The following is a 21,173-nucleotide window of genomic DNA, read 5'->3' as shown; positions in this document are numbered from 1 at the left end:
CACGAGGAGATGCTATTTAATGTCATCCGACACAAACAGTTTAGCACATATAAAATGAAATTGTAAGTATCACATCGTCTTTGCACCAAAATATATAAGACAAGTGATTTTTTTATTCATCATCTAGGCTAACGGAGATGAGTGCTTGAGTTAATGGATGTTTAAATTCAATTTTATGACTATTAAGTTCTAACTGACGTAATGTTGAATCGCCATATAAAGGATCTCCAATTACAGGGTGACCAATTTCGGCTAAATGAACTCGAATTTGATGCGTACGACCAGTATCTAATTTAATATCTAATTGGCATACGCCTTCTTTTATCATTTTAGAAGATAGAATATGTGTAATTGCGCGTTGACCAGTGTTTGAAATGCGACGTTTATTAGGATGGAATTTATCTTTACCTATAGGACTATCAATCGTTTGAGGTTTAATAGGTAACAAAGATTTAACATTCGCCTTATATATTCTAGTAATTTCATTTTCTTCTAACATACGATCTAGAATTTTTTTCATTAAAGGGTTCTTCGCCACAATAAGTAAACCAACTGTTTCTTGGTCTAAGCGATGGATAGGTTCTACATAATCACTATCTAGGGTGTAAATAACGTGATTCATTAGCGTATTACTTTCTTTTAAATCATTTGGGTGTGTCTTAACACCTTTAGGTTTCATTACAATAGCTAAATCATCATCTTCATAACTAATTTGTGCATAACGATAACTAGGTAAATAATTACTTTTTTCTTCAGGAGTAGGGATAAAAACGTCATCACCAGTAACCACTTTGTCTGTTAATTTAGCGGGCTGATGATTAATCGTTATTTCTTTTGACATATTTAATTGGTGTAAATCTTTTTTAGGTAATTTCAATGATTGAAAGATTTCTCTCAATGTATTTTGATTATAATTCTCAGGTATTTTAAACTTCATAATTTCCTCCTATAGCATTCGCATTAATCATATCATATCTTCAGTTGCTATTGATGTACTTAAACATATTTATATGAAAATCACCATTACGTAGAACGATATGTAACTTAAATATTTTTATGTTTTTAAAAATTTAAATCTCACTGTATAATAATACTAATGCAAATTTGAGTAATTGGAGCGATTTGATGGAAAAACCGACACGTTTAGCATTATTAAAAGAGATAGCAGAATATCTCAATGAAGAAACGGAATTATATGATATGATGCATGGCGCTCTAAATTATTTAATCAAAGGAAGCAACTTTACGACTGGATGGATATTCTTTATAGATGATGATGGAGAACATGAAATCGTAGCTGATGTCGATCTTCCAGGTTCATTAAAAAGAAATCATTGTCGTTATATGAAAGAAGGGTCTTGTTGGTGCGTAACTGCATATCATCATGGTCGTTTAACAACAGCATCTAATATTATTAACTGTTCTAGAATAAATATAGCGAATCAAACATATAAAGCAGAAACAGAAGGTGTCACCCATCATGCAACAGTGCCATTACGGTCTGGAACGGAACAATATGGGTTACTTAATGTTGCATCACCTTATACAACACATTATAGTGAAGAGGATTTAGCTTTATTAGAATCTGTAGCTTTACAAATAGGTTCTGCCATTAAACGTATATATTTAACGGATCAAGAAAAAGAGGCGGCTAGAATAAATGAGCGAAATCGTTTAGCAAGAGATTTACATGATTCAGTTAACCAACTATTATTTTCTTTAAAATTAACAGCCCATGCAGCACATGATATAACAACTGATGAAATGGCAAAAAAAGCCTTTAAGACGATTGAAGAAACAAGTCAAAGTGCTGTTAATGAAATGCGTTCATTAATTTGGCAACTCAAACCAGTAGGGCTTGAGCATGGGTTAGTACACGCGTTAAAGCAATATGCCCAAATTCTAAATATAAATGTAACTATCGATGTTGATGGATTGATTGACTTATCTAACATCATAGAAGAACACGTTTATAGAATTTTACAAGAATGTATTAACAATACTAAAAAGCATGCTCAAACCAATGCAATACATATTATTTTAAAACAAGAAAAAGAACGGTTGATGATTTCTGTAGAAGATGATGGTGTTGGTTTCGACATGAATAAAGAAATCAATAAATCATCACAAGGTTTAAGAAATATAAATCAACGTATTTATGCATTAAACGGGCAGTTTAAAATAGATTCAAAGCTAAATAAAGGAACAACATTACGATTCAGTATCCCTTTATAAATAGGTGAAAGGAGTCATCATTGTGGCAACAGTCATACTAATTGACGACCATCATATTGTAAGACAAGGACTTGAGTTTCTATTGTCAACTGTAAATGATTTAGAAGTATTAGCTAGTTTAGCAGATGGTCAATCTCTAATTAATTATTTAAATGAACATGATATACCAGATATTATACTACTAGATTTGGTTATGCCTGAAATGAATGGTATTGAGGTGACAGAGTATGTGAAACAACACTATCCAGATATTAAAGTGTTGGTATTAACGAGTTATGTGGATGATGAACATGTTATATCGGCAATTAATAAGGGAGCTGATGGATATGAAATGAAAGATGTTGAACCTCAAAAATTGATAGAAACAATACATGACGTATTGAATGACAAACGTATTATTCATCCAGATGCTCAAAGTGTGTTAGATACAGTTTCATCAAAACCACATAACACGAATAAGCTGTCTAAACGCGAAATAGAAGTATTAGCAGAAATGGTTAAAGGTAAAACAAATAAAGAAATCGCAAATACTTTGTTCGTGTCAGAAAAAACAATCAAAACACATGTGAGTCATATTTTTAACAAATTAAATGTGACTGATCGTACTCAAGCAGCAATTTATGCAATTGAAAATCGACTTGTATAAAATCATATGCCATATAAATGTGGTTAAATATGACAAATAAGTTCGAAAATCGATTAATTTAATTATTTTGATAATTTTGGCATTAATAAAATTGTCTACAAAAACAAAAATTCCTCTTTTCATTTTATTGAAAATATATTAAGATGTAATTTGTGTTTCAAGAAATGTGTATTATTGCAATTTCTTGTGTCCGGATAAATTAACCCCTATTAGAAAGGTAGAGAATAAAATATGGATAGACAGAGTTTCACAGATTTAATTCAAACAAAATTTAAAATGGTTCGTATTGAAGCGGGCTATACGCAAGATACAATGGCTCAAACAATTGGCCTTTCAAAAAAAACATTAGTTCAAATTGAGAAAGAACGTGTGTTACCGAACTGGACGACATGTGTATCAATTTGTGCATTATTTAGAGATTCAGATGTACTAAATAATACATTCGGTTGCGATCCTTTGGAAATTGTACAAACTATTTCTCGTAATCATTGTGCATATCCAAATCATTCAACAACAAGTGATATTTATTGGAATACAATTGAAACGCGTAACGGCTTCATTTTACAAAGTAATAAAGTAAGTAATATCTATAGAGTGTTAAATTCTGAAAAACAACCCATCTTTGGTACTTCAAAATTAAGAGAAGCTGAAACATACTTCAATAGAAATGCGAAAGAAGAATTAATGCACGTTTAATTATAGTTAAATTATTATTATTCAGTATGAAAGTGATAGAAGAATCTTCATCGATTTAATCACTTCCGAGTAATATTTTATTTATAAATCTAAAATAACCAGCAAGTCCAAATTTAACTTAAGTTTGTTCTGATTGCTAATTTTAAGGCGAGCCTGTGATATTGATATCATGGCTCGTTTTTAATTTTCTTTTTGTAACACCATAATCTATTTAAATGAAGTGTAAATTAAAGGAATCATCAATTACAAAGTGATATAATCATCATATTGTAACAATAATTTTAAGGAGAAATTAAGATGCAGGCTTTTTTAGTTATCCTATTCATGGTGGTAGTAGGGGCTGTTATTGGTGGCGTAACAAACGTTATTGCGATTAGGATGTTATTTCATCCCTTTAAACCATACTATCTATTTAAAATGCGTGTACCCTTTACACCAGGGTTGATCCCAAAAAGAAGAGAAGAGATTGCTACTAAAATAGGGCAAGTGATAGAGGAACATTTAATTACGGAGTCTGTTATTAAGCATAAGTTAAACGAACCTCAAACGCGTGATGCAATCAATGATTTAGTTAGTAAGCAACTATCCAATTTAAGAAAAGATGATGCAACTATTCGAAAGTTTGCACATCAATTTAATTTTGATATAGATGATCTAATTAATAATAAGATGAATCGCGTAGTATTAAATAAATTAAATTCATATTATTATGATAAACAAGATACCTCAATTAATGAAATATTGCCGGCAGAAGTGATCAGCATGGCAGATGAGAAGTTAGAACAAGCGGGTGATTTAATTAGAGAACGTGCACGTCATTATCTTTCATCAGATAAAGGTGCGAGAGATATTTATGACATGTTAGATACCTTCTTCACTGAAAAAGGTAAAATCGTCGGGTTATTACAAATGTTTATGACAAAAGAAAGTATTGCTGATCGAATTCAACATGAATTAATACGTTTGACCAGACATCCAAAAGCTAAAGTGATTATTGATAAAGTGATTCGAGATGAATATGAAACACTTAAATCTCAGCCTTTAGGCCAAGTTGTAAAGGAAGAGCAATTCACTCATATTACTGAGTCAGTCGTGCACTTAATTACTACGAATTTACAATTAAATCAAAAAGTGGATATGCCATTAAAGAATTTGGCACCAACGTTAATTGATCATCTTCAAGCTGGGGTAGCAAGTACAATGACTGATTTAATTATTAAACAGGCATCCAATCACCTTTCAACCATTATGACTAAAATTAATTTACGCCAAATGGTTGAAGATCAAATTAATACATTCGATTTAGATTACATTGAAAAATTAATCATTGAAATTGCGAATAAAGAGTTAAAACTGATTATGTCATTAGGTTTTATTTTAGGTGGTATCATTGGATTTTTCCAAGGTTTAGTCGCAATTTTTGTCTAATTATAAATAATATGTTATGGTTATTAAGAGTTGTCAAAAATTACTTTACACTAAGGAGTGCAAACAGATATGGCAGTAAATTTATATGATTATGCAAATCAACTAGAACAAGCATTAAGAGATAGCGATGAGTATAAAGCTATTAAAGACGCTTTTTCTAAAGTTAAAGATAACGAAGAATCAAAAAAATTATTTGATGAATTCCGCGAAACACAATTAAGTTTCCAACAAAAACAAATGCAAGGTGAAGAAATTCCTGAAGAAGATTTAGCAAAAGCTCAAGAACAAGCTCAAGCTATTGAAAAAGATGAAAATATTTCTGAATTAATGCAAGCTGAGCAAAAAATGAGCCAAGTATTCCAAGAAATTAACCAAATTATTGTTAAACCTTTAGATGAAATTTATGCTGACTAATTGTTAGTATTTGAGCAGTCTGGGACATAAATAATATAATGATGCTACTTAGCAAATTCGCAGTAGCTGACTGAACTGAAAAGGCGCTTAAATCAAGCTTTTCTCAGTTCTAGTCATCCTTGCGGGGGTGGGACGACGAATTCAAAAGAATTCTGTCCTGCTCCCTTTTTTTAATACATAAGTTCTTCGACCCAAGTAATCAAGTTATGGTAAAATATAGGAATACATAAAGATATATGAACATGCTATTAAGGAGCTAATATCAATGATAAAATTTATTCACTGTGCGGATTTGCATCTCGACAGCCCCTTTAAATCTAAAAGTCATTTGGCGCCATCCATTTTTGAAGATGTTCAAAACAGTGCGTATGAAAGCTTTAAGAAGATTGTCGATACTGCATTGAAAGAAGAAGTTGATTTTGTTCTCATCGTTGGAGACTTATTTGATAGTGAGAATCGCACATTGCGTGCTGAAGTATTTTTGAAAGAACAATTTAAACGATTAGAAAAAGAGCAAATTTTTGTGTATGTAAGTCATGGTAATCATGACCCATTAACTGAAAAAATTACGAACGATTGGCCGAATAATGTTTCAGTATTCTCTAATAGATTAGAAACTTATCAAGCTATTACTAAAGATGGAGAAACCATTTTTATCCATGGTTTTAGTTATCAACACGATACAAGTTATGAGAATAAGATTGATGAATTTCCATCAAGTCAAGGTAAAAAAGGAATCCATATTGGCATGCTGCATGGTACATACAGTAAATCGTCAACTAAAGATCGATACACTGAATTTATTTTGGAAGATTTAAATCAGAAATTATATCATTATTGGGCGTTAGGTCATATTCATGAAAGAAAAGAATTAAGCGACATGCCCCCAATACATTATCCGGGTAACATTCAAGGACGTCACTTTGGGGAACAAGGGCCTAAAGGATGTTTATTAGTTGAGGGTGATCATTTAAGATTAAATGCAACATTTATTCCAACGCAGCAAATTCGATTTGAAGAAGCAACAATCAACACAGATAAAGTTTCTAAACAAGGGATTTATGAAGCAATTCAATCATTCAAAGAAAGCGTTCGTTCTAATGGAAAAGCATTTTATAGATTAACCGTTAATTTAGATAGTGATAAACCATTATCTTCTCATGATATTAGTCAGATTAAGGAAATGATTGACGATTACGAAGAGAATGAACACCATTTTGTAATGATAGAATCGCTAACATTTAATTATATCCAAATGGATGAAACACCTCTTGTCAGGGAATTTTCAGCTGATTTAATTAAAGATAATAAAGTATTTGAAACAGCAATGACAGAATTGTATTTAAATCCTAGAGCTTCTAAATATCTAGAAGACTATACTGATTTTGATAAGGTTGAACTGGTTAATCGTGCTGAAAATATTTTAAAAGCAGATATGAGAGGTGAAAGTGATGATCATTAAATCTTTAGAAATCTATGGTTATGGACAATTTGTACATCGTAAGATTGAATTTAATCGTGAATTTACTGAGATTTTTGGAGAGAATGAAGCGGGTAAATCAACGATTCAAGCTTTCATCCATTCCATTTTATTTGGCTTCCCTTCTAAAAAAGAGAAAGAGCCTCGATTAGAACCTCGTATGGGAAATCAGTATGGGGGTAAACTGACGCTTATTCTAGATGACCAATCAGAAATTGTTGTTGAGCGGGTTAAAGGTAGCGTTTCAGGTGATGTGAAAATTTATTTAGAAAATGGCTTAATTCGTGATGAAGCATGGCTCAAGAAAAAATTAAACTATATCTCTAAAAAAACGTATCAAGGTATCTTCTCATTCAATGTGCTTGGATTACAAGATATTCACCGTAATTTAGATGAAGATCAATTACAAAGTTATTTACTTGAAGCTGGCGCACTCGGTTCATCAGAATTTACGATGATGAATAAAATGGTTAGTCAAAAGAAAACAACGTTGTATAAAAAAGCGGGTAAAAATCCAATACTAAATCAACAACTAGAGGAATTGAAACAGTTAGAAGCGCAAATTAGAGAAGAAGAGGCGAAGGTGGATGAGTATCATCGTTTAGTAGATGATAGAGATAAGTCACAACGTCATTTGCAACATTTAAAAGCAAATTTAAACCAATTATCTAAAATGCATGAAAGTAAACAGAAGCAACTCGCTATACATGAGCAAGCCCAAGAATGGAAAGATCTAGAACAGAGATTAAATATCGAGCCATTGCGTTTTCCTGAGAAGGGGATTGAACGCTATGAAACAGCTTCAAATTACAAACAATCTTTAACTAGAGATATAAGCTTGCGTGAAGAGAAATTAAAGCAATTAGAGCATGAATATAATGCAATTGCAGTTTCAAATGAAACTACTGCGAAACATATTTATGATTTAACACGTGACGAAAATGAAATTCAACAGGCTGAACTGAAATCTTCTGCACTCGAACAAGAAATTGATGATTATGAACGTCAAGAAGCAGATTTGAAATCCAGCATTGGTTGGCAAGAAGTTCATCACGATACTGACACATCAGATGCCAAGAAAAACTATGTTAGCGAAACAATTAAAGCGCGTAATGAACAAAACGTATTGAAACAACAAATCGAAAGATCCATTGATGAAAATCAAATCGAGCAAAATGCACTGACACAAGAAATTGATCATTTAGAAAAAGAATTAGTCTCTGAAGACGCTTTAGATAAGAAAAAACAATATAATCAACAAAAACTAGAACTACACGAAAAAGAAAACCTGTATAACAAACTCAAAGATACATTTAATTCCGATAAAGAAAGAAAACAACAAAGAAATTGGTGGTTAAGACTAAGTTTTATAGTGCTTTCAGTTATCGGATTAGGTTTAACCATTTTCTCATTTGTAACGCAGAACCTTATATTTGGTATTATCTTTGCGATTTTAACAGTCGTATTTATTATTGGTATTTTCTTAGTAAGAACGAAGGAAATTGATTATAGTGAATCAATTAGTGAAGAAATAAATGATTTGGAACAACAAATTAATCATTTAGAATCTGAATATGATTTAAACTTCGATTTAGATCAACAATTTCAACTTCGCGAGCGTTGGAGTAACGCAAGTAATAATAAGAGCGTCTTAGCAAATAAATTAAATCATCAAGAAAGTTTACTACAAAACACAGAAGAACAAATCAATACGCTTAAGCATCAATTAGATGAAGTTAAAGCCAATTTGAAATTGTCGAATAACATGACAGATGATCTATTGCTTGATAGTTTCAAAACAATGAATCAACTGAAATCAAATGATAGTTATCGCAATAAATTAAAGCATCAATATCAAGAAGTAAATCAAAAATTGGATCAATTTTATCAAACTGCGAATGAATATACTGAACATGAAATTAGTCCATTCAATAAAGCTTCATTATTTACGGATTTAAAAAATTGGATTTCTAATTATGAAAGTAAAAGAGAGAAAAAAGAACAACTTAAAAATCAAATCGAGTTATTAAGTAATGAATTAAAACAATTGAAAGAACAACTTGAAGAAAATGAGCATACAATTGATACATTATTTAACTATATCGATGTTTCAAGTGAAGAGGCATACTATCAATCGTATGAGCAATATCAACTTTATCATCAACAATTAGCTAGATTTAATGATTTAACATTATATCTTGAGAACCAAGATTTCTCATATGAAGATAGTTCAGATTTAAGTGAAAAGACAACTGCACAATTAGAAGAAGAAGACGCTACGCTTGCGAAACAAGTAGATGACTATAATGACCAATATTTGGATAAACAAACAGAAGTCAGTGACTTGACTGCTCAAATTAATTATATGGAAACAGACAAAACATTATCTAAGTTAAGACACGAATACTATAACTTAAAAAATAGAATGAATGATTTAGCTAAAGATTGGGCAAGTTTAAGTTATCTAGAAGCACTTATTAATGAACATATTAAGCAAATCAAGGACAAACGTTTACCACAAGTGATCAATGAAGCTGTTAATATTTTCACGTCACTCACACAAGGTAATTATAATTTGATTACCTACGAAAATGACACAATAATGGTTAAACATCATAATGGTCAAATGTATCACCCACTTGAACTAAGTCAATCAACGAAAGAATTATTATATATTGCACTTAGAATTAGTTTGATTAAGATATTAAGACCATATTATCCATTCCCAATTATTATTGACGATGCATTTGTTCATTTTGATAAACAAAGAAAATCAATGATGTTAAACTATTTAAGAGAATTAGCTAAAGACTATCAAGTATTGTACTTCACTTGTATGAAAGATACTGCAATTCCTTCTAAAGAGATGCTCATATTAAATAAAGTAGAGGAAGGCGGAAAACGATGAGAAATGTAGAAAAGCTAAATCCAGGAGATTCGGTTGATAATTTCTTCTTAATCCATAGAGCTACACAAGGTGTTACTGCTCAAGGAAAAGATTATATGACATTATTCTTACAAGATAAAAGTGGTGACATTGAAGCCAAATTATGGACAGTGAGTAAAGAAGATATGCAAATACTTAAACCAGAGACGATTGTTTGGGTTAAAGGCGATGTCATTAACTATCGAGGTCGTAAACAAATGAAAGTCAATCAGTTTAGATTAGCGAAACCTGAAGATGGCTTAAAGACACAAGATTTTGTAGATGGTGCACCTTTGACACCTGACGAAATCCAAGAGAACATTTCACACTATATTTTAGATATTGAAAATGCTAACTTACAGCGTATCACACGTCATTTATTGAAAAAGTACCAAGATAAATTCTTTACGTATCCAGCGGCAAGCTCACATCATCACAATTTTGCAAGCGGATTGAGTTATCACGTACTAACCATGTTAGAAATAGCTAAATCATTATGTGATATTTATCCATTGTTAAATCGTAGCTTATTATATAGTTCAATTATTTTACATGATTTAGGTAAAGTAAGGGAACTAAGTGGACCTGTAGCAACAACGTATACGGTTGAAGGTAATTTACTAGGTCATATTTCGATAGCGAGTGATGAAGTTGCGGACGCAGCTAAAGAACTAGGCATTGATGGTGAAGAAGTCATGTTACTTCGACATATGATTTTAGCCCATCATGGTAAAATGGAATTTGGTTCACCTAAGTTACCACACTTAAAAGAAGCAGAAATATTATTCTTTATTGATAATATTGACGCGAAGATGAATATGTTTGAAAAAGCATTTAAGAAAACAGATAAAGGTCAATTTACCGAACGTATTTTTGGTATGGAAAATCGACAGTTTTACAATCCAGAAAAATTAGATTAATAAAAAAGCGTTTTTACTTTATCCATTATGTAAAGTCAATTTACGATGGAAAGTAAAAGCGCTTATTTTATAAATTGTTATGACTAAATAAAAAAGGGCGCAAGCTAGACTTCATGATGTGGTCTAACTTGCGCTTTCTTTTCTAATTAGTATCTTTGAAAATTATGAAGATAAGCTTGATGCTGATGAAGAACTATCTGAAGATGATTGTTGTTGTTTAAGTTTATCAGGATTTAGGATAGTGTTTTCTACTGCTTTTTTAATATCACTATCTTTATAATCAACATCATATTCTTTTAATAAATCTTTATAAGCATCAGTTAAAATTTCTGGATCTTTTTGTACTTTTTGTTCTATTAGTTTAGCTTTCAATTTAGATTTTTGTTTATCAAAGTCGTTTTCTTTATCAGCTTTAATAATATGGTAACCGTAGTCGGTTTTAACTACATCTGAAACTTGACCTTCTTTTAATTTGAATAAAGCTTTTTCAAATTTGCTTACCATTTGTCCTTTGACAACATAACCTAAAGAACCATTTTTCTTGGAACTTGAAGCGTCCATAGATTCTTTTTTAGCAATTTCTCCGAATTTTTCTGGATTTTTTTCAACTTCTTTTTGGATTTTCTCAGCTTTTTCTTTTGCTTTTTTATCTGATAAACCTTCTTTATCATCACTATTTGATTTCACTTTAATTAAAATGTGAGAAGCTTTTTTAGTGTTATCTTTGATTTCTTTATCAGACACTTTAACTTTATCAGCAAGTAATTGTTTTTGGTAAGCAGCAAGTTTTTTCTGCTCTTTATAATCATTTAAAGTCATACCTTGTTGTTTAAGCATGCTTTCAAATTGATCTTTACCACCATACTGTTTTTGCTCTTTTTTTATTTCATCCTCGATATCTTTTGTATCGACTTTATCCTTGTATTTATCTTCTAAAATTTTATTTAATGCAATGCTAAATGATGTACTTGCAATTTGTTCATCACCAATTTTATTCATTACATCTTTCACTTTTACATCTCCAGCTTTGGAAGAGATTAATGTATTACTTTCAGAATCTGTTGCATTTGATCCACAAGCACCTAAAAGTAAAGCACTTGCAGTTACTGGAACAATTAATTTATTCATAATTTTCATGGTTGATAGCTCCTTTTACATTAATAACAAAGTTACTATAACATATTATGAAAGCATCACCAATTAGAAATAGGCGAGATACTGCTAAAGTACGAGATTTAATCGGACTTAAGCATTAAAAAATATCGAACCTGAAACATGCGACATGCTTTAAGTTCGATATGGTTTGTTTTAATGAAATGATTGGTAGGGCACTTTATTTAAAATATTAATACCTGTTTGATGTTCCTCGATAAAATGACCTTCATTTGAAAAAATAATAATTTTAAGATATAAAAAATCCATTACAGATATGCCAAAATTTAAAGCCAATAAAAACATAAAATAGTGGCCATATTGTGGGAAATGCATCGTTAATACAATTAAAATGAAAGTGATTAATACGAAAGGTAAAATCAAGTTAATACAAAAATATAGTTTATGGACTGGCGTGCTTACATAAGTGTTGAAATAAGGTAACCACCGCTTCTTATTTAATTTATGAATTCTAAATGAATTCATATAAGGCAAGAAAAAGAGCAGGTGGATTGATTTATGAATAGGGTACATCAATACAGCAAATACTAATAAAATCACAAAATGGCGATCTGATAAAGGTGTATTTACAAAATAGTACATGATTTCATAACTTATTAAAAACGCGATGATAGTAATCGTAAAACTTAAAAATGCGATTCTTGGCACACCAAACCGTGCATGAATGTCAATTTGACGTTTACATAGGAACATAAGGACACCTCTTAATAGGTCTTAATTATATACGCTACGTATTATCTAACTATCAATGTAAACAGTCAAGTCCAATTTGCTATAAATATAAAAGGAGTGGTGTTAATTCAAAATGAATATCACACCACTCTAATTTCGTAAATTATTTATTATCTTTAGAAAAAGTATTACTTATTTCTTCGCCACGGTTTTGTAAGTTCTCAATGTGAGATTGTAGTTTTTCAATGTTTGGATTAATATCAGATTTAAAATCACCAATGAGTGTTTTAAATTCATCACCAATGTCACTACCATAAGAGACACCATCATTCTTAACTTGTTTCGCATAATCTATAATATTATAAAAATTACGTTTAAGTGATGCTATCTCACGTTCTAGTTCAGAACGAGATCCAGTAGGTTCTTTCGCATCAATTGTGTTGTTTTTTACACTTTGATCATCACGGTTTAACCAAGAAACAGCGATTCCAGATGCCACTCCCACAGTAATACCAAATAATACGCGTGATACTTTCATGTTTTATTCTCCTCACTTGTTATGTCGTTATCGGATAATAATAGAATAGTGAAATCATAACAATTTCTATTTCTATATCAAACATATGTCGACAAGCTAATTTTAATTGTATATTACCCTAAAATGACATTCAATATGCAGAATTATTCAAATTGAGCTTTGATTTGATTAGCGATAGCTTGTTTTTGTTCATCATTGATTTCATTTTCATGCGTTTCCCAATGATAGCCGAAGCCGTCGATATCATTTTCGTAACGTGGTAGGAAATGAAAATGAATGTGGAATACAGATTGATCTGCAAATTCACCATTGTTTTGAATGATATTTAAACCATCAGGGTTGAAGGCTTTTTTAATTGCGTTAGCGACTTTAGGTAAGGCTGCACCAATATTTGCCATTGTCTCTTCATCTGTTTCAAAGATATTAGGTGATGCTTTTTTAGGAATAAGTAAGGTATGTCCTTTAGTTACTTGAGAAATATCTAAAAATGCATAAACAAATTCATCTTCATAAACTTTGAAGCTTGGAATTTCTCCAGATAAAATTTTACTAAATACTGTTTCAGCCATTTGAATGCACTCCTTTTACGTATTTATAGCTTATTATAGCATTACTCATTAAAAATTTCGTTAATGAAGTAATTGTAATTTTAGTAGTTAAAAGCTAATTTTGGTACAATGATAGTCATGGAGGTGCCATATGACAGTCAAAGTTGAACATTTGACAGGAGGTTACGGAAAACGTCCTGTTATTGAAGATATAAATTTTGAATTAAAAGCAGGAGAAATTGTTGGTTTAATTGGATTAAATGGTGCAGGTAAGAGTACAACCATTAAACATATGTTAGGCTTACTAACGCCAACAGAAGGTAAACTTTCTATCTCAAATACTGAGATTACCGATGATATCGAAGTGTATCGCAAGAAGTTATCTTATATTCCTGAGTCACCCATCATATATGAAGAATTAACATTGGAAGAGCATATCGCCATGACAGCAATGGCTTATCAAATAAGTGAAGAAGAAGCAATGAAACGTGCACGTCCATTACTTAAAACCTTTCGATTAGAGAATGAGTTGAAAGTATTCCCAAGCCACTTCTCTAAAGGAATGAAGCAAAAGGTAATGATAATCTGTGCTTTTATAGTGAATCCGGAATTATATATTATAGATGAACCATTTTTAGGTCTCGATCCACTAGGGATTCAATCAATGTTAGATTTGATGGTTGAAAAGAAAAACGAAGGGCGTACGGTTTTGATGAGTACTCATATTTTAGCAACTGCAGAACGATATTGTGATCGCTTTATCATTTTAGATAAAGGGAAAGTGGTTGCATTCGGAGATTTAGAGGAACTTCGCGAACAAACTGGTTTACATGGTCGCACACTTGATGACATCTATATACATGTCACACAAGGTGGTCAAGCAGATGGATAAATCAGCTACGTCTTTATTTAGAACGAGATTAGATGCAATTCGAAAAGAAAAAAGCTATTATAATAAGTTTATTTTCAATGGTCATTTTTCAGTGTTTCTTTTAATTTTATTAGGAGCGTTTATATTAGGATATGGTCAATGGTTACAACATATTCCTAACGATATTGATTATGCATTGTGTGCGAGCGTATTGTTAGCCTTGACATCTATCTTTCCGATACGAACATTTTTGAAAGATGCAGATAGAATATTTTTACTTCCGTTTGAAACACACATGAAGGACTATATGAAGTTGAGTTTACGATATAGTTATTTTAATAGAATTGCTATTCAAGTCGTATTACTCATTATCTTGTTCCCACTATTTTCTAAATTAGATGATCATGTACTAACACCTTATATTATTTTTAGTATTTTAACTTTAATCCATCCTTGGCTAGGGTTGAAATTGAGATGGCAATGGTATCAAATCAGAAAATCAAGTTGGAGCATCAGTATCATTCTATTTCTATTTAATTTAGTAACCTTTGATTTAGTCCTAGGCTATCAAATGTATTGGGGAATCGTCTTTACACTTATTTTATTAAGTGCAACGTTTCTACTTCCTAAAGTTAACCATTCAAATTTATATCCTTGGGAGCGAATGATTAGCATAGAAGAAAGACATCATACGAATTACTATAAATTTGTAAATATGTTCACAGATGTTAAGCACTTAAAAGAAACAGCAGTTCGACGTAGATATTTAGATGTTTTATTACCAACACCTAAAGGTCGTAAATTTAATTCGAAAAATATGTATCTTTACCTTTTTACTCGAAGTTTTGTTCGTGGAAGAGATGCATTTAGTATTATTCTGCGTTTAATTATGATTGCATTAGTATTAATGATTTGGTTATCTTTCCCAATCGTTTCTGCGATTATTGGATGTTTATTCATGTATATAACATTATTACAAATGTCCCAATTTTATACACAACAAGCCTATGGATTATGGCCTCAAGTTTGGCCAGTGTCAGATGTTGAAGTGATAAAAGGGTACGAAAAGTTTTTATATCGACTAATGTTAATCATAGGGCTTATTTTTTCAATTACATTTATTAGTATTTATCCGCAGTATTTCTTTTTTGCACTTATCTTCTTTATAGTAGGGTGGTTAACGATTAGAAGTACAATTAAAAAATTACAATATCAAGAATCACTGCTCAAAGATTAATAAAAGTTGCCTTTAACTAGCACATATTCAAATGTTACTAGTTAAAAGGCAACTTTTTGATTTACTAATCTTTAATTGGGTATAAATATCTTTCGAAATAACTTGAATGTTGACTGCTCGAACCGAAATAATGTCTTAAGGCATCTTTTGAAAAATAGTCCTTAAACGTGTCAGTTTCTTTAAAGTCTTCGTATGTTTGTCGGTTAGCGAAGCCAAAATAAACCTTATAAGTGGTTCCTTGTACAGGTTTTAAAAAGCGATAGCTCTTAAACTCAGCAACGTTATCAAAATTCAATTCTAAATTTGCAATACGTTTTTCTAACTGATGTACGTGATCATCAGATGATGGAATAAATATTGCCGAATAAAAATGTGTTTGATCTAAATCGTTAATTGCTTTAACCGTCGTATAAACCGTCGGATGTTTTAAAATAGATTTGTCATCTGTTTCTTCAATAATGACTGAAGAATCATCTGTCGAAAATAAAAACAGATTTCTATCAGTATTTTTAGTTCTAATTTGATTTAAGTAACCATAAGTCCCATATGTTGTATATATGTTCATGACTCATACCTCCTTTGTTGCTTATATTATACGATTAAATCAGAAGTCTAGCTATACTAAATGAATGCAATATTTAAAAAATTTTGAAAACGAATTAGTCTGTTTGAGGGATATTTTTAAATGCTTAAATATACTATAATTAAGATTAATAAATTATTAAAATTTAATGAATTGAAATGTACATTTATGCTTTGTCTTTTTTATGACATTTAAGTGTGCATAAACGATAATTATATTAGCATATGATATTATAGATAAGAATGATTTTAATTTAGGAGGACTATAAGGTGCATAATAAAAATAAGACAATTTTACAAACAATAAAAGGTGAAAAAACATCTCATACACCTGTATGGTTTATGCGCCAAGCCGGCCGATCACAACCAGAATATCGAAAATTAAAAGAAAAATACGCATTGTTTGACATTACTCACCAACCTGAATTATGTGCTTATGTAACGCAATTACCAGTAGATAATTATAATACTGACGCAGCGGTTTTATATAAAGATATCATGACACCTTTGAAACCAATTGGTGTGGATGTTGACATCAAATCAGGCATTGGGCCAGTCATCAGCAATCCAATTAAATCTGTATCTGATGTTGAAAAACTTACGCAAATTGATCCCAAAAGAGATGTACCATATGTACTTGAAACGATTCAATTGCTAACACAGGAGAAGTTGAACGTACCTCTAATTGGCTTTACAGGTGCACCATTTACGTTGGCATCTTATATGATTGAGGGTGGTCCTTCAAAAAATTATAATTTTACGAAAGCAATGATGTATGGGGATGAAGCAACTTGGTTTGCCTTAATGGACCATCTTGTACAAGTTTCAATTGATTACGTAGTAGCTCAAATTGAAGCAGGTGCAGAACTTATTCAAATCTTTGATTCATGGGTAGGCGCATTAAATATCGAGGATTATCATTATTACATTAAACCGTCTATGCATAAGTTAATCAATGGCATAAAAGCGCAATTTGATGTACCTATCATTATGTTTGGGGTAGGAGCAAGTCATCTTATTAATGAATGGAATGACTTATCAATCGATGTATTAGGGTTAGATTGGCGTACCTCTATTACGACAGCGACAAATATGGGCGTCAATAAAACGCTACAAGGTAATTTAGATCCATCACTTTTACTTGCGCCTTGGGATGTATTAGAAAAGAGAATCCGTGCTATTCTCGACGAAGGTATGGAGAGAGGGAAACACATTTTTAATTTAGGACATGGTGTTTTCCCTGAAGTTAAACCAGAAATATTAAAACGTGTAACCCAATTTGTTCATGATTATACAAGTAAATAACACATAGAATTCAAAAAAGATTAAGGAAGGTTTTATTTAATGACTAAGACAATAGGCTTATTAGTTATGGCATATGGGACACCATATAAAGAAAGCGATATTGAACCATATTACACAGATATAAGACATGGTAAGAGACCAACTGAAGAAGAGTTACAAGATCTAAAAGATCGTTATGAATTTATAGGAGGACTTTCTCCTTTAGCTGGCACAACTGATCGACAAGCTGAAGCATTGAAGCATGCGTTAAATGAATCATATGAAGATGTTGAATTTCAATTGTATTTAGGATTGAAACATATTTCTCCATATATTGAAGAAGCTGTTGAAAAAATGCACAATGACGGTATTGAAGAAGCAGTAACTGTAGTGTTGGCACCACATTACTCTAGCTTCTCAGTTGGTTCATATAATAAACGTGCTAAAGAGGAAGCAGATAAGTATGGCATTAAGCTACACCATGTTGAACATTATTATCACCAACCTAAATTCATCGAGTATTGGACAAATAAAATTAATGAAACGTTAGCACAAATCCCACAAGATGAACACGATGAGACCATCTTGGTTGTTTCTGCACACAGTTTGCCTAAAGGTTTAATTGAGAAAAATAATGATCCATATCCTAATGAATTAAAGGATACAATGAACCGATTACAAGTAGCTTCGAATATTAAACACGTTGCTCAAGGCTGGCAATCCGAGGGGAATACTGGAACACCTTGGTTAGGACCGGACGTGCAAGATTTAACTAGAGCATTGTACAATGACCATCACTATAAACATTTTATTTATACACCAGTAGGATTTGTATGTGAACATTTGGAAGTATTGTATGATAATGACTATGAATGTAAAGTCGTATGTGATGAGATAGGTGCAAATTATTATCGTCCAAAAATGCCTAATACGGATCCATTATTTATCCATGCAATAGTGGATGAAATCAAAACAGTTTTTTAATAAAGGAAGGGACTCATTGTGAGTAAAAAAGTGGCAATCATTGGTGCAGGTATAACTGGACTTGCAAGTGCATATTATTTAAAACATTATAAACCAGATGTAGATGTAACCATTTTTGAAGCAACTAATCGACCTGGTGGAAAGATACAAACGTATCGTAATGAAGGTTATACAATTGAACTTGGTCCTGAATCATATCTTGGACGTAAAACGATTATGACTGACATAGCTAAAGATATTGGTCTTGGAGATGATTTGATTACGAATGAGACAGGCCAATCTTATATTTTCGCTAAAAATAAATTGTATCCCATACCAGGTGGGTCAATCATGGGAATTCCGACTGATATTAAACCGTTTCTCAAAACGAAACTCATATCGCCATTAGGTAAGCTAAGAGCCGGACTTGATTTAGTTATACCACCTATACAAATTGATGATGATATATCTGTTGGGGAATTCTTTAGAAGACGATTAGGAAATGAAATACTTGAGAATTTAATAGAGCCTCTTATGGGGGGGATATATGGTACGGATATCGATCGATTAAGTTTGATGAGTACATTTCCTAATTTCAAAGAACAAGAAGAAACACATGGCAGTTTAATTAAAGGTATGCAACATGAAAAGGCTCAGCGTATTAAGCAACGTCAATTATACCCTGGCGCACCTAAAGGCCAGTTTAAGCAGTTTCGACATGGTTTAAGTTCATTTATTGAAGCGTTAGCTAAGAATATAGAAAGTAAAGGCGTTACGATTCGATATCAATCACCTGTCAATGATATCCATATTAATAAAGATAATTATGAGATTGTGACTGATCAAGGTAGTGAACAATTTGATGGGGTTTTAATTACAACGCCGCATCAAACATTTATGAAATGGTTTAATCATGACGAAGCATTTAAATACTTTAATCAAATGGATTCTACTTCAGTTGCAACAGTGGTATTTGCATTCGATGAAAAGGATATTGAAAACACATATAATGGTACAGGTTTTGTTATTGCTAGAACGAGTAAGACGGATATTACAGCATGTACTTGGACTACTAAAAAATGGCCTTTCACTACGCCTAAAGGTAAAGTATTGATTAGAGCGTATGTAGGTAAACCAGGTGATACTGTCGTTGAAGATCACACAGATGAAGAAATAGCAACAATCGCACGTCGCGATTTAAATAAAATGATGACCTTTAAAGGCGATCCTGAATTTACAATTGTCAATCGTTTGACTAAAAGTATGCCACAATATCATATTGGACATATGAGTCAAATTCGTAAAATTCAACAACATGTTAAACAGACTTATCCAGCACTTAGAATTACTGGTGCACCTTTTGAAGCGGTTGGTCTACCAGACTGTATTCAACAAGGTAAAAACACCGTAGAAGAATTATTGGATGAAATATAATGTTTTAAACATTTTTTTAGAGGTCAGGGCACCTCTTTAAAAGTGTTTTGTTATATCAATTAACCTAATTTAATATTTTAAGGAGGACATACGTTAATGACTAATGTAGTTATCGTTCATTCACAGATAGGGGATTCGCATAACCATTGGTATGCATGGTTACAACACAACTTAGAATTAGAAGGTTACGATGTTCAATTATTTCATTTAGATGAAAATAAAAATGATGACATAGACAACTGGGTTCATGAATTACATCAACAAATTGATATTTTGACTACAGATACTTATTTTGTAACACATGGATATGGCTCAATAGCTACTTTAAAATATATTGAAGGCCTATCAGTTGATGGCTGCTTTGAAGGCTTTTTCAGTATTGCAGGGTTTAAAGAAGATGCGGTGAAAATTGACGATTCCATTAAAGTAGGGGATTTTAGTATCGATTATGATGACGTTAAATCAAAAGTGAAGCATTTTTACGGACTTGCTTCAAGAGACGATGCCTATGTGTCATATTTAGAAACACAAAATCTAATTAATGAATTGGGTGGCAAAACTAAAATTGTTGATGAAGGAGGGCACTTTTTAGAAGAAGAGGGTTTTGTTTCCTTCACTGAATTACAAGAAAAAATGCAACATTACATGACGAGATAAGTGTTAGTGTCATTTATAATAAAAATGTTTAAATAATTAAATTTAAAGAAAGTAGGGAGTGGCTACTCTCTACTTTATGATTTTAAAACCCAAAATCACATTTATTTAAACCATTCATTCAATAATTAAATATCCAATTCGTATCTTAAATTAAAATATTTTAAATGTAGCGTTTTTTTACACAAATTACTTTAGAATTGTTATTGACTAAGTTAATAATACTATATATACTAATAAAGTATTCGAAAGGCGATGACCATTAATTAATTATCGCATTTTAATATGAAGATTCAATGAATTAAATGTAAAATTTATTTTAAAAAGTTATTGACATTCAATGATGTTAAATGATATACTTAATAAGTACTGATTTTTGAGACGTAAATAATATTAGCGCGGGATGGAGCAGTTCGGTAGCTCGTCGGGCTCATAACCCGAAGGTCGGTGGTTCAAATCCGCCTCCCGCAAT

20 protein-coding genes, 1 tRNA gene and 1 pseudogene are annotated in these 21,173 nt (G+C 31.5%); 16 read left to right on the top strand and 6 right to left on the bottom strand.

Translation table 11 applies throughout. From position 1 onward, the window contains the following. Positions 1-19 precede the first annotated feature (19 nt). A pseudogene (locus HMPREF3239_RS12535) lies at positions 20-112 on the top strand (IS200/IS605 family transposase); the annotation flags it as partial. Here the strand turns inward: HMPREF3239_RS12535 and HMPREF3239_RS05820 are convergent. Further along, entirely contained in the window at positions 113-937 is an 825-nt protein-coding gene (locus tag HMPREF3239_RS05820; RefSeq protein WP_053030617.1) for an RluA family pseudouridine synthase, read from the bottom strand. A 188-nt stretch (positions 938-1,125) separates the two neighbouring features. Here HMPREF3239_RS05820 and HMPREF3239_RS05815 point away from each other — a divergent pair, with 188 nt between their 5' ends. From HMPREF3239_RS05815 to yhaM, 8 genes are all read left to right on the top strand, one after another. Continuing rightward, a complete protein-coding gene (locus tag HMPREF3239_RS05815) occupies positions 1,126-2,235 on the top strand; it encodes a GAF domain-containing sensor histidine kinase (protein WP_070855024.1) in 1,110 nt (369 codons plus the stop codon). 22 nt (positions 2,236-2,257) lie between these two features. Further along, positions 2,258-2,881, top strand: a complete 624-nt coding sequence (locus HMPREF3239_RS05810; RefSeq protein ID WP_053030614.1) for a response regulator — start codon at positions 2,258-2,260, stop codon at positions 2,879-2,881. Between the two features lie 231 nt (positions 2,882-3,112). Continuing rightward, positions 3,113-3,577 (top strand): XRE family transcriptional regulator XdrA, encoded by a 465-nt coding sequence (locus HMPREF3239_RS05805; RefSeq protein WP_053030612.1) that lies wholly within the window; start codon positions 3,113-3,115, stop codon positions 3,575-3,577. Between the two features lie 297 nt (positions 3,578-3,874). Beyond that, positions 3,875-5,005, top strand: a complete 1,131-nt coding sequence (locus HMPREF3239_RS05800; RefSeq protein WP_070855023.1) for a DUF445 domain-containing protein — start codon at positions 3,875-3,877, stop codon at positions 5,003-5,005. A 69-nt stretch (positions 5,006-5,074) separates the two neighbouring features. Continuing rightward, positions 5,075-5,419 carry a YlbF/YmcA family competence regulator gene (locus tag HMPREF3239_RS05795; RefSeq protein WP_011275418.1) on the top strand — a complete coding sequence of 115 codons (345 nt, stop codon included), beginning with the start codon at positions 5,075-5,077 and terminating at the stop codon, positions 5,417-5,419. 265 nt (positions 5,420-5,684) lie between these two features. Further along, positions 5,685-6,881, top strand: a complete 1,197-nt coding sequence (locus tag HMPREF3239_RS05790) for a metallophosphoesterase family protein (RefSeq protein ID WP_070855022.1) — start codon at positions 5,685-5,687, stop codon at positions 6,879-6,881. Then, the gene (locus HMPREF3239_RS05785; protein ID WP_070855021.1) at positions 6,871-9,807 is read left to right on the top strand and encodes an AAA family ATPase; all 2,937 of its coding nucleotides are present in this window, start codon (positions 6,871-6,873) and stop codon (positions 9,805-9,807) included. The genes HMPREF3239_RS05790 and HMPREF3239_RS05785 overlap by 11 nt, the downstream gene beginning before the upstream one ends. Then, the gene (yhaM, locus tag HMPREF3239_RS05780; protein WP_053030604.1) at positions 9,804-10,745 is read left to right on the top strand and encodes a 3'-5' exoribonuclease YhaM; all 942 of its coding nucleotides are present in this window, start codon (positions 9,804-9,806) and stop codon (positions 10,743-10,745) included. Before HMPREF3239_RS05785 ends, yhaM begins: the two co-directional genes overlap by 4 nt. A 162-nt stretch (positions 10,746-10,907) precedes the next feature. Here yhaM and HMPREF3239_RS05775 read toward each other — a convergent pair whose 3' ends face one another. The 4 genes from HMPREF3239_RS05775 to HMPREF3239_RS05760 form a co-directional block, all read right to left on the bottom strand. Further along, on the bottom strand, positions 10,908-11,882 hold the full coding sequence (locus tag HMPREF3239_RS05775) for a peptidylprolyl isomerase PrsA (RefSeq protein WP_070855020.1): 975 nt from the start codon (positions 11,880-11,882) through the stop codon (positions 10,908-10,910). Between the two features lie 171 nt (positions 11,883-12,053). Next, positions 12,054-12,611, bottom strand: coding sequence for a DUF3267 domain-containing protein (locus HMPREF3239_RS05770; protein WP_053030599.1), 558 nt, complete (start codon positions 12,609-12,611; stop codon positions 12,054-12,056). Positions 12,612-12,753: 142 nt separating this feature from the next. Next, entirely contained in the window at positions 12,754-13,128 is a 375-nt protein-coding gene (locus tag HMPREF3239_RS05765; RefSeq protein WP_053030596.1) for a YtxH domain-containing protein, read from the bottom strand. A gap of 143 nt (positions 13,129-13,271) precedes the next feature. After that, on the bottom strand, positions 13,272-13,697 hold the full coding sequence (locus tag HMPREF3239_RS05760; protein ID WP_070855019.1) for an HIT family protein: 426 nt from the start codon (positions 13,695-13,697) through the stop codon (positions 13,272-13,274). 130 nt (positions 13,698-13,827) lie between these two features. Between HMPREF3239_RS05760 and HMPREF3239_RS05755 the strand changes: the two genes are divergently transcribed. Together HMPREF3239_RS05755 and HMPREF3239_RS05750 are read left to right on the top strand one after the other, a co-directional pair. Then, entirely contained in the window at positions 13,828-14,568 is a 741-nt protein-coding gene (locus HMPREF3239_RS05755) for an ABC transporter ATP-binding protein EcsA (RefSeq protein ID WP_053030592.1), read from the top strand. Then, positions 14,561-15,784 (top strand): ABC transporter permease EcsB, encoded by a 1,224-nt coding sequence (locus tag HMPREF3239_RS05750; protein ID WP_070855018.1) that lies wholly within the window; start codon positions 14,561-14,563, stop codon positions 15,782-15,784. Before HMPREF3239_RS05755 ends, HMPREF3239_RS05750 begins: the two co-directional genes overlap by 8 nt. Positions 15,785-15,848: 64 nt before the next feature. On the opposite strand, the gene HMPREF3239_RS05745 is transcribed toward HMPREF3239_RS05750, so the two are convergent. After that, on the bottom strand, positions 15,849-16,349 hold the full coding sequence (locus tag HMPREF3239_RS05745; protein WP_070855017.1) for a signal transduction protein TRAP: 501 nt from the start codon (positions 16,347-16,349) through the stop codon (positions 15,849-15,851). Between the two features lie 287 nt (positions 16,350-16,636). On the opposite strand from HMPREF3239_RS05745, the gene hemE reads away from it, so the two are divergent. The 5 genes from hemE to HMPREF3239_RS05720 all read left to right on the top strand — a co-directional run bounded on the left by hemE (position 16,637) and on the right by HMPREF3239_RS05720 (position 21,172). Then, on the top strand, positions 16,637-17,671 hold the full coding sequence (gene hemE / locus HMPREF3239_RS05740; RefSeq protein WP_070855016.1) for a uroporphyrinogen decarboxylase: 1,035 nt from the start codon (positions 16,637-16,639) through the stop codon (positions 17,669-17,671). A gap of 39 nt (positions 17,672-17,710) precedes the next feature. Beyond that, positions 17,711-18,634, top strand: coding sequence for a ferrochelatase (gene hemH / locus HMPREF3239_RS05735; protein ID WP_053030584.1), 924 nt, complete (start codon positions 17,711-17,713; stop codon positions 18,632-18,634). Positions 18,635-18,652: 18 nt separating this feature from the next. Continuing rightward, on the top strand, positions 18,653-20,047 hold the full coding sequence (hemY, locus tag HMPREF3239_RS05730) for a protoporphyrinogen oxidase (protein WP_070855015.1): 1,395 nt from the start codon (positions 18,653-18,655) through the stop codon (positions 20,045-20,047). Positions 20,048-20,143: 96 nt separating this feature from the next. Then, complete coding sequence (locus HMPREF3239_RS05725; protein ID WP_070855014.1) at positions 20,144-20,704, top strand: RBBP9/YdeN family alpha/beta hydrolase; 561 nt, start codon at positions 20,144-20,146, stop codon at positions 20,702-20,704. A gap of 394 nt (positions 20,705-21,098) precedes the next feature. Further along, a tRNA-Met gene (locus HMPREF3239_RS05720) sits at positions 21,099-21,172 on the top strand. The last annotated feature ends 1 nt before the right edge of the window (position 21,173 follow it).

Origin of the sequence: Staphylococcus sp. HMSC34C02, assembly GCF_001838705.1 — a bacterium.
GTDB classification, from domain to species: domain Bacteria; phylum Bacillota; class Bacilli; order Staphylococcales; family Staphylococcaceae; genus Staphylococcus; species Staphylococcus borealis.
Note: the sequence above shows the minus strand (reverse complement) of the source record. Positions and strands in the feature narration are given on the sequence as shown.